The organism is Acetobacterium sp. (assembly GCF_036508315.1).
Classification (GTDB): Bacteria; Bacillota; Clostridia; order Eubacteriales; family Eubacteriaceae; genus Acetobacterium.
In genome coordinates this window covers 1-13,047 of record NZ_DATCHP010000074.1, presented here as the reverse complement: position 1 = coordinate 13,047, position 13,047 = coordinate 1, and the positions used below count along the sequence as shown (strand labels likewise).

Here is a 13,047-nt window from a genome sequence, read left to right as displayed (position 1 = left end):
CGGATCCAACTGACCCGACTAGACCAGTACGCAGCCAAATACAAAACTTCGAAAGCGTCACAATTGATGGCGACAAGCTTTCTGTTATTTCATACGAAATAGACCAAAACATTAAAGATGAAAAGGGCGTTGCACAACCATACATTATTGATACGTTTGGTATTTTAAAAACCAAAGACAAGGTTAATTGCAACAATAATTTTTAGGATCAAAATAACATTTTTACTATTACATCTTACGTAAAAAGGGGATGTCTCTTCAAATGATTTTCCAATCATTTTGAGACATCCCCTTTTTCCTGTTTATTTTAATAAAAGACAAAAAACCACTGAATGTTCCAATCGGATAGTGGTTCTTCCATGAAAGAAAAATGTTAAATAAATATCAAAGTATTCTTTATGACCATAACTCTTTTTTTAATTTCATAATATTTCAATAATATAAAACTGATGATATCCTTTGCATATAGTCAGGAAACACAAAAATAATTTAAACATGAAAGGAAAGAACAAAATGAATTATTCTGAAGAAAGTTTGAAAATGCATGAAACGTATCGGGGAAAAATTGAGGTCGTATCAAAGGTAAAAATTCAGTCAAGAGACGATTTGAGTATTGCTTATACTCCAGGCGTTGCAGAACCATGCAGAAGAATTCACGCGGACGAAAAAAATGTTTATAAGTATACTGCAAAAGGAAATCTCGTGGCAGTCGTTACAGATGGAACAGCCGTACTTGGATTAGGCGATATCGGTCCTAAGGCTGCTCTGCCTGTTATGGAAGGAAAAGCAATCTTATTTAAGGAGTTTGCAGATGTCGACGCATTTCCAATCTGTTTAGATACAAAAGATGTGGATGAAATCATTAAAACGGTTAAGCTCATCGCTCCTGGATTTGGCGGCATTAATTTAGAAGATATCGGAGCGCCAAGATGCTTTGAGATCGAAGAGCGATTAAAGAAAGAATTAGATATACCTGTATTTCACGATGATCAGCATGGAACAGCTATCATTGTTCTTGCAGGAATAATCAATGCTTTAAAAGTTGTCAATAAAAAAATCGCTGATGTAAAAGTGGTCGTCAACGGAGCAGGCGCTGCAGGGACTGCCATAACAAAATTACTTCTTTCTTCAGGGGTGAAAAATCTCATTGCCTGTGATAAGTTCGGTATTCTTTACCGAGGCATGGAAAATGTGGATGATGCTAAAAAAGAACTTTCAAAATTAACGAATCCCGACAATGTACAGGGAACTCTCGCTGATGCATTGGTAGGGGCAGACATATTCATCGGCGTTTCTGCACCGGGAATCGTCAGCCAGGCCATGGTAAGTTCCATGAATAAAGATTCGATTCTTTTTGCAATGGCAAACCCAACTCCGGAAATTATGCCGGATAAGGCAAAAGCTGCCGGAGCCAGAGTCATCGGGACCGGTCGTTCTGATTTTCCAAACCAGGTTAATAACGTATTGGCTTTCCCGGGAATATTCAGAGGAGCATTGGATGTAAGAGCAAAGGAAATTAATGAGGAAATGAAATTAGCTGCTGCTTATGCCATATCTTCCATGGTAAAAGATGCCGATTTAAATGAAAACAATATATTACCAAATGCACTGGACAAAACGGTTGTAGTCAACATCGCTGAAGCAATAAAAAAAGCCGCCAGAGAAACTGGCGTAGCGCAAATATAAGAAAGTAAAAGGAGGTATACAGTATGCAAATTCCAATTAAGAAAACACTGGATAGAATTCCAGGTGGTATGATGATTGTTCCTTTATTCTTAGGCGTATTAGTCAATACGTTCTTTCCACAATTTTTAAAGATTGGTGGATTCACAACTGCATTATTCAGTCCCCAGGCAGCATCAACCATCCTCGGTTGTTTTATGTTTTTGATCGGTTCACAGATTAGTTTTAAATTAGCACCAAAGGCACTTAAAAAAGGTGCGCTGTTGATTACAGGAAAATTCATTGTCGGCGCGGGTATCGGTATCTCCGTAGGCTTAATATTCGGTCCTGCAGGTATCCTTGGTTTATCGCCACTGGCAGTTCTTGCTGCTTTAACAAATTGTAACGGTGGCTTATATGCATCGCTTGCATCACAATATGGTGATGAGACGGATGTCGGTGCTTATGCCCTCCTTTCACTCAAAGACGGTCCATTTTTCACGCTCGTCGCTTTGGGTGCATCAGGTCTTGCTCATGTACCATTTATGGCACTTGTAGCCGTAATCATTCCAATCGGACTCGGGATGATTTTAGGTAATCTCGATCCAGATATGAGAAAATTCCTGGGCAGCAGCAAGATGTTGTTAATCCCATTTTTCTCCTTCCCTCTGGGAGCCGCAATGAACCTTCAAACAATTGTAACGGCTGGCGGTCCTGGTATCTTATTGGGAATCATAGCTGCCTTTACAGGCATAGGCGCTTATATCTTATTAAAATTATTTAAAGAAGAACCCATCATTGGTTTAGCAACAGGATCAACAGCAGGAAATGCCGTAGCCACACCTGCATTAGTTGCTTTAGCAGATCCTTCCTTAGCAGTTATAGCAACAATAGCGACCGCTCAGGTTGCAGCATCCTGTGTCGTATCTGCAATAGTTTGCCCATTTATTGTAAGTTTTGCCTACAAAGCTTTGAGTAAATACAAAGCGAGCAAGTTAATTGGCGAAACTGCCGTATCCTAGATAGAAAGCGATAAAGAAAAGATTATTATCTGAAACACGGAAAATGTGAGACAATCATGGAAGACTTGATATATAATATCATTCATTACTAATCTTTCAAGTTAACAATTGTCTTTCATGATTTCCGTGTTTTTATTTTTATTTTTTTAAAGTGAGTTGATGATATGAGAAAAAAAATTAAACTGCATACAAAGATTACCTTACTCGTTACAATCGTCGTATTTGTTTCAATATCGGTCATCAGTGTTTTCGCAGTTTCATGGATGACAAATATTATTGAAAACAAAGCTAAAACCAACGTTTTGAATATAGCAAAGATGATCGCTCATTCTGAAGAAATCGTAAATGCTTTGGAAAATAAAGATCCAGAGGGAAAGATTTCACTTTATGTCGATCTGTTACTCAAAAATTTGGAACAAGTTGATTATATCATTGTAGTCGATAAGGAAGGCATTCGGTATTCTCATCCAAATCCTGATATGATCGGAGAAAAGTTTGTTGGAGGAGATGAAACCAGAGTCGCCGAAGAAGGAGAAACCTATATTTCAGAAGCCACAGGTACTCTTGGAAAAGCTTTGAGAGCGTTCGCACCGATATATGATTCAGATAATAAGGTCGAGATTGGTTTTGTTGCGGTGGGAACACTCACAAACAGTATTGAAGCTGCTAAAAATACGGCCGTTATTTATATCATTTTAATTAGTATCGGAGGATTAGCTGTAGGCATAATCGGAGCTTTTATATTATCAAACAATATAAAAAAGATTTTGCTTGGGCTTGAACCTGAGGAGATAAGTAAACTTTATACTGAAAAAATGGGTATGCTGGATGCTATTCATGAAGGATTAATCGCCGTTGATAATTTAGGAAGGATTACCCTGATCAATGATGCTGCAATCAATATATTAAAATTCGGAACGAAATACAACAAAAACAATCTTATCGGCCAAAATCTTGAAGAAGTGATTCCCAACACTGAAATGATTAATATTGTAGAAACCGGAAAATCCGAATTTGATAAAGAGCAGAGAATCGATAACACAATCATTGTAACCAATCGAATTCCCATCATGAATGACGGTAAAGTTATAGGAGCGATTGCAAGCTTCAGAGACAAAACAGAAGTTAGAAAAATGGCAGAAGAGCTTACAGGCGTTACAAAAATGGCATGGTCATTAAGAGCTCAAAATCACGAATTCATGAATAAGCTTCATACGATCTCAGGACTTATACAGCTTGAAGAGTACAATGAAGCCCTTGAGTTTATTACAGATGTCGCTAAAGTCAGAAATAAAATAAGCAATGTTTTAACGAAGAACATAAAAAGCTCTTATGTATCGGCTCTTTTATTAGCAAAATATAATAAAGCTGAAGAATGCAGGATTAAGTTAATGATCGATGAAGAATCAAGGCTTACACGATTACCGCACCATATGACTTCGGAAGAAATTGTTTCAATCATAGGCAATCTTGTGGAAAATTCTTTGGATGAAGTGCGAAATGATGGAACTGGCTTTGTTTATATTAAAATATTTGAGAATGAAAAGCATTTAAATATACAGGTGAAGGACAATGGCGAAGGAATACCTCTTGCCTATAGAGAAAAAATATACACACAGGGCTTTTCAACCAAAAAAGATCAAAGGGGCAATGGCATGTTTATTGTAAAAAAAATAATCGATGATTTTGGAGGAATGATCAGCCTGGAGTGTCAGGACGGTGTTTTTTGGAATATCACTATTCCTATGAAAAGGGGTGACGAACTTGATTGAGGTTATGATTGTTGAAGATGATCCCATGGTTAGAGATATTAACTCTAAATTTTTAAAACGGATCGATGGGTTTAAACTCTGTGCGGCAGTTTCCAATCTTGACGCTGCAAAGAAATTTATTACTATGAAAAAGCCGGATTTGATTTTGCTGGATGTCTATCTTCCTAATGAGAACGGCATTGATTTTCTTAAATGGATCAGAGAAAAAAATATCGATATCGATATCATTTTAATCACCGCAGATAAATCGATTGACAGAATACAGGAAGCCTTTCGATATGGCGCGGTGGATTATCTCATCAAGCCCTTTAACTTTGAACGGTTTAAAGAAGCACTCATTCAATTTAAAAGCAGACATGATAACTTTAAAAAGAATGATGAGATCGAGCAAAAGGATTTAGATTTGCTAATTAATACGGCTCATCAAGAGGAAGATTTTGCCAAAGGATTCAATAAATACACCTATAAATCCATATGGGATGAAATAGAGAAAAGTAATTACCATGTCTTTACTGCAGATGTTTTATCAGAAAAGCTTGGAATAGCAAGGGTAACGGTCAGAAGATATCTTGAACATATGGAAAAAGAGCATAAAGTTGAGAAGCTGGTTGAATATGGTAAAGTGGGAAGACCACAGTATCAGTATTACAAGATTTAATAATAATGCGGTTCACACTGTTTACTCCAATCATTCAAAGGTTTCAGGCACAGGTCTCTGGATGATCCGAGTTTAACCTACTCTTCAAGGAGAAATTTTATTATATTCAGGTGTTGTATCCCATTCCTGCTTCTTTTTTCATTCTTTAAACATCGATTCGAGTTTTTTTGATAGTTCATCTTTATCACCCGTGTTTCAAGTATGCTATGATTAAAGCATGAACATAGCGCGATTGAAACTTTTTGTTCGGGTTTCCAACGATTCAATCAATGTTGTGCTCAATCTGTCTGGAAAATATTTCTCTTTTCTCAGCTTCCAATCCTTTTATTTTAACTGGTGCTGTTTCGGCATGCCATGCCGTTGCTTCAAAAATTCAACACATCTTTACTCTTGACGTTGATATTAAATCCTATTGCGCTTTTGGATTATCTCATCATATTTCGAAGAACCAATTCCTGCAATACATCACAAACCCGCATTTCCTCGTATTTTACTTTTGGCTGGTTATTCATATAGTAAAAATCAGAGATCGGACGATAGTCATTCGATTTAGTTTTTCTTTTGCGAACGACTTTTAAATGATCATTTGCTGTGATAATTCCTGCTTCTATGTCTTCAGTGATATCCTGGATTAAATTTTCGTATTCCGAAAAAAAAGACATTTTCTCGTCACCTCGACCTTTTTGCCTCACATGTCAAATCGTTAACATGATCGTTTGTATACATAAATTTTAATTCAAACATAGCCTTCTTTCAAAATCCAGTTATCTAGGACCTTCACCGCCGTTAGTGATTTTTTGATTTTTCTTCAGATTTTATCTCCTTGATTTTCGGAATCGGATCTTTTGGGAAAGGGCGCAAATGATATGTCCTCATGTATTTCTCAGACTAATAAGTTAAGTTGGGCTTGGCACCGTCATTGCTAACAAGTATTCTACTTATTGCATCATGCCGTTTTCCTTTGCATACTGGCAGTCTATTTTTACCCCACACTTTTGACATTTCGGATTCTTCTCTGAACAAATGCACTCAAGTTTTTCCTGATTCAATTGACCATACATCACAAAAATTACATCAATATAGCGAATTGGTATTTTTGTCGCGATACTGAAAGCTCTGCCGATTTTCACTGCCTCAAATAACTCATTTTCATCCGCAATTAAACCCAGGCGGTAAAATATTCTTGCTATCACCCGATCCGGCTTCAATACATTCAGTCCAATATCTGTCATAAAATGATATGAAGTGATTCCACCAAGGTAACTGAAATTCTTTTCCAGGCTTTTCTTCAATTTATTAAGACAATCTTCGTTTAAATTTGGTTCGAATGAATTAATGTATGCTTTCACTGATCCGTATTCCTTAACAATCTCATCAATTTTTTCAGCATTTTTCACACAGGCATCGATCTTTCTTTTGTTTTGAATCATTTTGGGATCATTTTTGATGTGTTCGATCTGTTCGAGGTTATAATCCAAGACAACCTTGTAATCGGGAAAATATGCGTGGATGGTGTCCAAATGCTTTTCCACGGTTGCGGCTTTAAACCCAGAATAAAAGATAATATTGACGATTAATTGGTAATATTCATTGTTGCTCATCAATCTATTTTCATAGTTTTTATATACATCAAACCGCTCGTCAAACTCTGTTTGGGTATAGTTGCTGTTACTGAACAACGTCTCTTTTACCCTTTGAAAAATACCAGCCATCTGTTCATTATCCAACAAACAGGTCTTTCTTACTCCGCCGTCCATCACTTTTCCAGGTCTTTGTCTCTTCAATTTTTCCTTTGCTATTTCTTCATCTCTGTCTATTTGATCCTGGATTTCTTTCAGCCTTAGCGCTTCGATTCGTTTTTCTTCTTCAATGCGGTTTAGTTCCTGCTCCTGAAATTCGATTTTTTCTATCACAATTCTTATTTTTTCCGAAAGATCAGGCGCGCTGATGCTTAAGAAATTTTTAAACGAACCCGGATAAGCAAATTTCTTTTCGAAATCATTGAATAGTATGGTGACAAAACCTTTTTCTAATTTAGTAATCTTCCCATTGCCGAACTTTATATGGGACACTGCCGCATTTAATATTTCAGTCATATTTAGCTCCTACCTCAGTTGTATTTGATTTTTTGACAAATCTATTACCGTTTTTTCACTATCCAATTGTTTTATATTTCATATAATCTATTATTGCATAGAAGAATGTACATTTTTGGGATAAGTTCTGTGTGAAATTATTATTTTCCCCACTAGCTTTATTACTCAAATGTTTTTGAAGTTGAACGTGCAACAGCTTTACATAATATCTCCCATTTAGCAGGGAACTTATTGTCACCATGTTTTTTTATAGTTCTTTTATCAATTATGATTTCAACGCTCCATTGAGTGCCATCACAAACTCCTGGTTCTATGTACTTTGCTTTCCAGTTTAGCAGATCAGCCATTTTCATCTGTTCAATAAACTTGGCTGCCGTAGATTTCCTGATTGTTTTATGGACTGTCGACTCTTCCTCTCCTCCGCCCCAATGACTCCAGATGGTTTTGAGATTAACTAGATCGATTTCCACATTATAATAACCGCCAAAGTATCCACCTGTCGATGCTTTTACAGTTTTAATCTTGCTGTATGCCCCATCAAAAGCTTGCTCATGGTTCCATTCATGCTTGCAGTCATTACAAAAGTATTCCGGTGTACCTTCAATTATGCAACAGCCGCCAAGCTTAACCTTTCCAGCATCAGCTTCCTGAAAAAGCTCAGGTTCAGGCATTCCATAAATGATTCTTAGTGAATTCTTTGATCCGCACTTTGGACATTGTTTATAATTTATTCCCATATCTTAGGCCCCAATCTTCAATTCAAGCATCCTTGATGATCTATTAGCTCCTGCCAAACGTATATTCTGATAGATAATTACACAAGTCATTCTATGTTCTCCATCGCCGATAATGGCATGGATACACCGTGGATTCACGATAAGTTAAGTTAATAATCTAGTGTTAGGCACAGGGCTCTCACAAGATCTTTGACACTTGTGGCAAAGTCTGGCGGTTTTTCAAAGACGTTGTTAGGCGACGTGCCTTTGGACATTAGACCAGCAACGGCGTAGCCTGTTATGCGCCGTTGCGTTCGTTTCATAATCAGTTTATTCAATCACTTCAAAATCAGCTTCAATAATTTCGCCATCTTTCTGCCATTGTATAAACTGTTCCTGTTGCTGTTCCTTTTTCACCATTTCATTTTTCATTGTATCTATTTGTTCTAACAATTCTATATAATTGGGGAAAAATTGAGGAATGAATACTTGCTCATCATCAATAAATCCTAAATATTCCTTCCTTTGCTGTTCAAAATTTGAAACCACTTTATTGATAGCGCGTTGAAATTCCTCTTCCTTTTTCATTTGACTATAACTATCCCACAGGTCAAACCCAATGCCAATGACTGAGCCAACAATAGGTATGGCTTTGTTAAATCCATTTGCAAGTTTAACAGCTCCCCATGGTTTAAACTTAATCGGTAATTTAAGCATATCACGAGCTGCAAGCACCCCTTTATTGGTTATATTGACAGAACTCCTTTTCAAAAACTCACTACCCATTTTAAGGCCATTGAAGGCCATATCACCAACGACACTTGTATATTGTTCAACTCCAGCGTTAAAAATATTTTGCATTTGATTGATTTCACAAGATGTGTTTCCTAACTGACGCTCAAATTCATTATTGATTTTAGTTTCAAGTACTACATCTTCACTACCTATATTGCGCTGAAAAAAATCATTAAAAGTATCTAGACTTGTACCTTGAGCTTGCAGTATTAAATCAGTAAAAATATTTGCAACAAATGCGCGCAAATTTATACGTGTAGCGCTTATTTTACGTTTGGTTTTCTCTAGTTCTTTTTGTATGTCAGCACATACCTCACTAAATTGACTGCATTCTTCAACGGCTTTTGTTACTCTCTCTTTAGCACCAGACATTTCCCTATGCAAAATATCGCTCACAATACTCTTTTGTGAAGACAGAACCAGCGCAGTTGTGTTTCCGGCAGATTTAATCTTATTTGTTGTTGCTTCTTGTAATAATTTTATATGCGATAGTGTTTTAAATTCTTCAAGATGCTCAAGCCAGTAATCAATACCTTTTTCAAAAGGATTGGCGGATACTGCTACAATGCTAACTTCTTCACCTGGACTTATTATTCCGAAATCATTCAAACGACCTAATATATTTTCTTTTTTAATTTTAAGGCCGCGCTCGTAATCATCATTATCCTCAATATCAACCTCTTCATCGAAACGACTTATTACAAATACAGTACGTGGCAGAATATTCAAGTCTTTAAAAAGCCATATTAATTCTTCCTTGTGGCTTTCCTTAATAGGATTATTTGGATTCATTACATATAGAACAAGATGAGCTTCGCTTACATATTTTTTTGTTATGTCCTTATATTTTTCTTTATCTACAGTTTCCTTGAAACCAAACAAGCCTGGAGTATCAATTAAATCAATATCATCAAGAGAATATAATACTATTTCTGTGGAAGATTCGCTCTGACTGATTTTCATTGTCGACTTGTCATAGTATTCAGACCATGCCGCTGCGATTGAAGTTTTACCTTCTGAAAATCCACCAATCAGGGCGACTTTAAGTTTTTCATCGCCAGTTTCATTGATTCCAAGTTTTACTTTTTCTATCAGTCTTTCGTCAATTTCGATGCCAAATTGTTTGCCCTCCTGCAAAAAAGCAAGTGTTTTTTTGAGAATGTCAATTATTTTTTTTTGTTTCTTTTGAAATACATCAATTGTTTCCATTTTAATTTGCTCCTTCCTTTTCAACTGCTATAGTTAATAACTCGAACTTTGTTTCCGCACTGCGAAAAACCTGATTTATCGATTTGATATTATTAACAGATTTAAGCAATTCATCCTTTATAACCGTAATACCTTTTTGTAAAGGATTATGTGCATCTTTAATCCTTGCTATTACTAATTCCGAAATTTCATCACCCATTTTTTCGATATTATCGTCAGCAGCTTTTTTCTGTTGTGAAGCTCTATGCTTGGGATCTAACAATCCCAATACCTCCTTCCCAATACTGATTACAGCCCCAATAATTGATAATGCCAAAACCAGCCATCCCGCTGGACTCAGAATACATAATATGACACCCCCTATACCAACAATTATAGATGATATTGTACCAGTCCAGTTAATATCGCTTTTTATATCAATATTTGGTGTAAAATCAAAATCAAATTGTGCCGAATTTTTATAGGCGCTTAATAACTCCGACGCGTATCGATAATACTTTTCAATAATATCCGCAACATCATTTTTGAATTCAGCCATAATTATGTCAAATTTTTCATTAACAGTATTGCTTAATATATTTATAGCTTCATTTATCCTGCATTTAAAAGCACTCTTAAATTCATCATTATTTAGCTCTTTATCAATATCATTGTAAATATTTATTCGTAAAAGAGTTTTAAATTCATTTACAACCTTATAAGCTTCTGTATCGAGTTGTTGTTTCAGAATTTCAGCGGCTTTATTTAGTTGATTATCTGTCGCTTTTTTATTTTTGATTAGTTTTTGTTGAAGATCATGTAAACTCTTATGAATTTCATGTAATTTACCGCTTGTTCGCTTTAATGCAATGCTAACTTTTTTATAGTTAGATTTTTTGATTTTCGCTTTGCAATTTTTGACCAAGTCTATTGTAATCCAATCGCTAAATTTTTTCACAAGACTTTCCTGTAAAAGATTGTCTTGTGAGTTAAATTTCTCAATAAACTTTTTCTGCGCCTTCTCAAAATCGTTTTGTGAGCAATTAGCAATTGCAAGAAACGCCGGATATGCGCTTAAAATAATATGCTTTTCATATTGTTCACCTAATCTATCGCGCATAATCGTGTCAAGTTCTTTCAGACTTTTTTTTTCATCATCATTAATAAGTCCAGTTTGTAACTGTTGGTAATTTTTAATTCGCTTATTAAAAATAGAATATACCTCTGTTTGTTGCCCAAGATGTTTTTTTATTTTTTCAAGCGTACCTTCATTTCCTGTTTGCGGTGGCGTAGGTTTGCTACTAACGTAAAATACTGCATGGGCCTTTTGTACAGCGGCATTAATCTCATTCAGAACAAGATCTTCATTACCTTCAATTCCAGGAAGGTCAAGTAATGCAAATTTCTGTCCACAATATTCAAACTGATAAGGGGTTACTTTTCGAGTAAAGTCAGGATGTCCATCTCCAATTATTTTACCATCGCAATGTTCTGTTAATTTTCCTGTGAGTTGTTTAATTTCTTCATCCGACCTTTCTTCAGAGAATTTTATGCTCTTGAATTTTGCATCCCATTCTTCTTGTATACTTTCTTTTAAGTGTTCTACTTTTGATTTTTCTTTATCCAAAGATATGATATCAGATTCATAGCTTAATTTTTTTTTCACAAACATCTGAAATTCTTGTTGTTCGTTCAATATACCAAAAAGACCCCTAACGAAATTTGTAATGGATGATTTTCGTTTGACCTTTATCTGAATTTCAATATCATCCATATTTTCTTTCAGTTGGTCAATTTGAGTCTTAATATCTGCTTGTTTTAAATTTATGGAGTTAATATTTTCATCAAATTCGATTATCTTTGGCTGATAATCCTTGCTAGTTTGTTCAAGCAATTTTTCCCCTTGTTCACGCTGCTTTTGAATATCCTGTATTGAATCGATAATCTTTTTAAATTCCTCCCGTTCTTTTTCTTTAGTTGGCTCTCTAAGCAAAATACGCAATGTTTCAATAAGCGTAGATTTCCCAGCGTTGGTTTCACCATAAAAAGCAATACTAAAAACATCCCATTCAGCATTCAACTGGAGGCTTTCAAGGGCACTGTTTACTTCTCTATGAACACCCGCTAATTGTTTTTGGGCATCTTCTTGAGATTTTCTGATTTCATCGTCAGTTGTTTCTGTTTTTAACGAGTGCATGAGATTGCTTATCTCATGCAATATAGTTGCATAAATATCACTCGGAGAACTTGTTTTCAAAAAAATACCTCCTTTATTTATTACCAATTGCAATGGCACCTAACAGCTCGCATTTGCGACGTCTTCGAACTGGTCCCATATTCATACCTCACCCAACCACCTCAACCGCATTCTCCCTAAACCCCTTCACAATCTCCACCAACTTCGCCTGCTTTTTCGAATCAAATAGCCTGCTGAAGCTCAGAGGTTTATCAAAGGGCGGTTTCATGAGCTCCTTGATATTTTCGATGTAGCCGTTCTGCTCCACGTAATCAATGACCTTATTCACAAAAACAACCTGGAGCTGGTCAAGGGACTGGTCGTCAATGAATTCCGAAAAGGCTTCCATGGCCGCTTCGTGATCCAGCCTGGCGATCTTGCGAATCAGCAGTCCCAGAGGGGTGTCGCCGAACTCCCGCTCATAATCATCCTTGCTGCCCAATTCCTTTTTCAGAATATTTTCCAGTAGCAGAAATTCGGTCTGGGTCAATCGTTTGTTCCGGCGCAGTTTCTGAATGGCCAGGGTATCTTTATGGTCGTTGATATAGCGGTTGACCTTCACCTTGTAATCGCCGTAGTCATAGGCCGCTTCCATGACCGTCCCTTCGGTTCGGACCAGCACCGGGTCGTAAAGATTGGTGATCACCGGCTTCTTTTTATCCCCATCATCGATGAGAAACATCATCAGATCCCGCAGCTCCGCCCGGACCTTTTCAAATAAAAGAAGATTGGCCGCTGCCCAGAACTCGTCGGTGGTGACCGTCTGAATCAGGGGCAGTTTTGCCTTGATCTGGGGGATGCTGATCTTTTTCTCCAGCTCGCCCATCAGGTTGCAGAGCTGGCGTTTGGCGGTTTTAAAACTCGGTAGGGCTTCCAGCTGGGCAAGGATCAGCCCATACATA

The 13,047-nt window shown here is 36.6% G+C and carries 11 protein-coding genes; 5 read left to right on the top strand and 6 right to left on the bottom strand.

What is annotated here, in order from left to right; all coding sequences use genetic code 11:
* The 5 genes from VIK44_RS09695 to VIK44_RS09675 all read left to right on the top strand — a co-directional run.
* A partial coding sequence (locus VIK44_RS09695) for a hypothetical protein (protein ID WP_331553701.1) occupies positions 1 to 206 on the top strand: 206 nt, incomplete at its 5' end.
* A gap of 307 nt (positions 207 to 513) precedes the next feature.
* Positions 514 to 1,686, top strand: a complete 1,173-nt coding sequence (locus VIK44_RS09690) for an NAD(P)-dependent malic enzyme (RefSeq protein ID WP_331553700.1) — start codon at positions 514 to 516, stop codon at positions 1,684 to 1,686.
* A gap of 23 nt (positions 1,687 to 1,709) precedes the next feature.
* A complete protein-coding gene (locus tag VIK44_RS09685) occupies positions 1,710 to 2,684 on the top strand; it encodes a 2-keto-3-deoxygluconate permease (RefSeq protein WP_331553699.1) in 975 nt (324 codons plus the stop codon).
* Between the two features lie 164 nt (positions 2,685 to 2,848).
* On the top strand, positions 2,849 to 4,456 hold the full coding sequence (locus tag VIK44_RS09680) for a sensor histidine kinase (protein ID WP_331553698.1): 1,608 nt from the start codon (positions 2,849 to 2,851) through the stop codon (positions 4,454 to 4,456).
* Entirely contained in the window at positions 4,449 to 5,114 is a 666-nt protein-coding gene (locus tag VIK44_RS09675; RefSeq protein WP_331553697.1) for a response regulator, read from the top strand. Before VIK44_RS09680 ends, VIK44_RS09675 begins: the two co-directional genes overlap by 8 nt.
* A gap of 425 nt (positions 5,115 to 5,539) precedes the next feature.
* Here the strand turns inward: VIK44_RS09675 and VIK44_RS09670 are convergent, their stop codons facing one another.
* From VIK44_RS09670 to VIK44_RS09645, 6 genes are all read right to left on the bottom strand, one after another.
* On the bottom strand, positions 5,540 to 5,776 hold the full coding sequence (locus VIK44_RS09670; RefSeq protein ID WP_331553696.1) for a hypothetical protein: 237 nt from the start codon (positions 5,774 to 5,776) through the stop codon (positions 5,540 to 5,542).
* Positions 5,777 to 6,052: 276 nt separating this feature from the next.
* Positions 6,053 to 7,210, bottom strand: a complete 1,158-nt coding sequence (locus VIK44_RS09665; RefSeq protein WP_331553695.1) for a DNA-3-methyladenine glycosylase I — start codon at positions 7,208 to 7,210, stop codon at positions 6,053 to 6,055.
* Between the two features lie 161 nt (positions 7,211 to 7,371).
* Positions 7,372 to 7,947: a hypothetical protein gene (locus tag VIK44_RS09660; RefSeq protein ID WP_331553694.1), complete on the bottom strand. Its 576-nt coding sequence runs from the start codon at positions 7,945 to 7,947 to the stop codon at positions 7,372 to 7,374.
* A 309-nt stretch (positions 7,948 to 8,256) separates the two neighbouring features.
* The gene (locus VIK44_RS09655; protein WP_331553693.1) at positions 8,257 to 9,930 is read right to left on the bottom strand and encodes a LeoA/HP0731 family dynamin-like GTPase; all 1,674 of its coding nucleotides are present in this window, start codon (positions 9,928 to 9,930) and stop codon (positions 8,257 to 8,259) included.
* Position 9,931: 1 nt separating this feature from the next.
* Complete coding sequence (locus tag VIK44_RS09650; RefSeq protein ID WP_331553692.1) at positions 9,932 to 12,166, bottom strand: hypothetical protein; 2,235 nt, start codon at positions 12,164 to 12,166, stop codon at positions 9,932 to 9,934.
* Between the two features lie 88 nt (positions 12,167 to 12,254).
* On the bottom strand, positions 12,255 to 13,047 hold a 793-nt coding region (locus VIK44_RS09645; RefSeq protein WP_331553691.1), incomplete at its 5' end, for a type I restriction-modification enzyme R subunit C-terminal domain-containing protein.

Excerpts from the sequence above, each read along its gene's own strand:
- VIK44_RS09690 (WP_331553700.1), top strand. The coding sequence starts at position 514 with ATGAATTATTCTGAAGAAAGTTTGAAAATGCATGAAACGTATCGGGGA.
- VIK44_RS09685 (WP_331553699.1), top strand. The coding sequence starts at position 1,710 with ATGCAAATTCCAATTAAGAAAACACTGGATAGAATTCCAGGTGGTATG.
- VIK44_RS09680 (WP_331553698.1), top strand. The coding sequence starts at position 2,849 with ATGAGAAAAAAAATTAAACTGCATACAAAGATTACCTTACTCGTTACA.
- VIK44_RS09670 (WP_331553696.1), bottom strand. The coding sequence starts at position 5,776 with ATGTCTTTTTTTTCGGAATACGAAAATTTAATCCAGGATATCACTGAA.
- VIK44_RS09665 (WP_331553695.1), bottom strand. The coding sequence starts at position 7,210 with ATGACTGAAATATTAAATGCGGCAGTGTCCCATATAAAGTTCGGCAAT.
- VIK44_RS09660 (WP_331553694.1), bottom strand. The coding sequence starts at position 7,947 with ATGGGAATAAATTATAAACAATGTCCAAAGTGCGGATCAAAGAATTCA.
- VIK44_RS09655 (WP_331553693.1), bottom strand. The coding sequence starts at position 9,930 with ATGGAAACAATTGATGTATTTCAAAAGAAACAAAAAAAAATAATTGAC.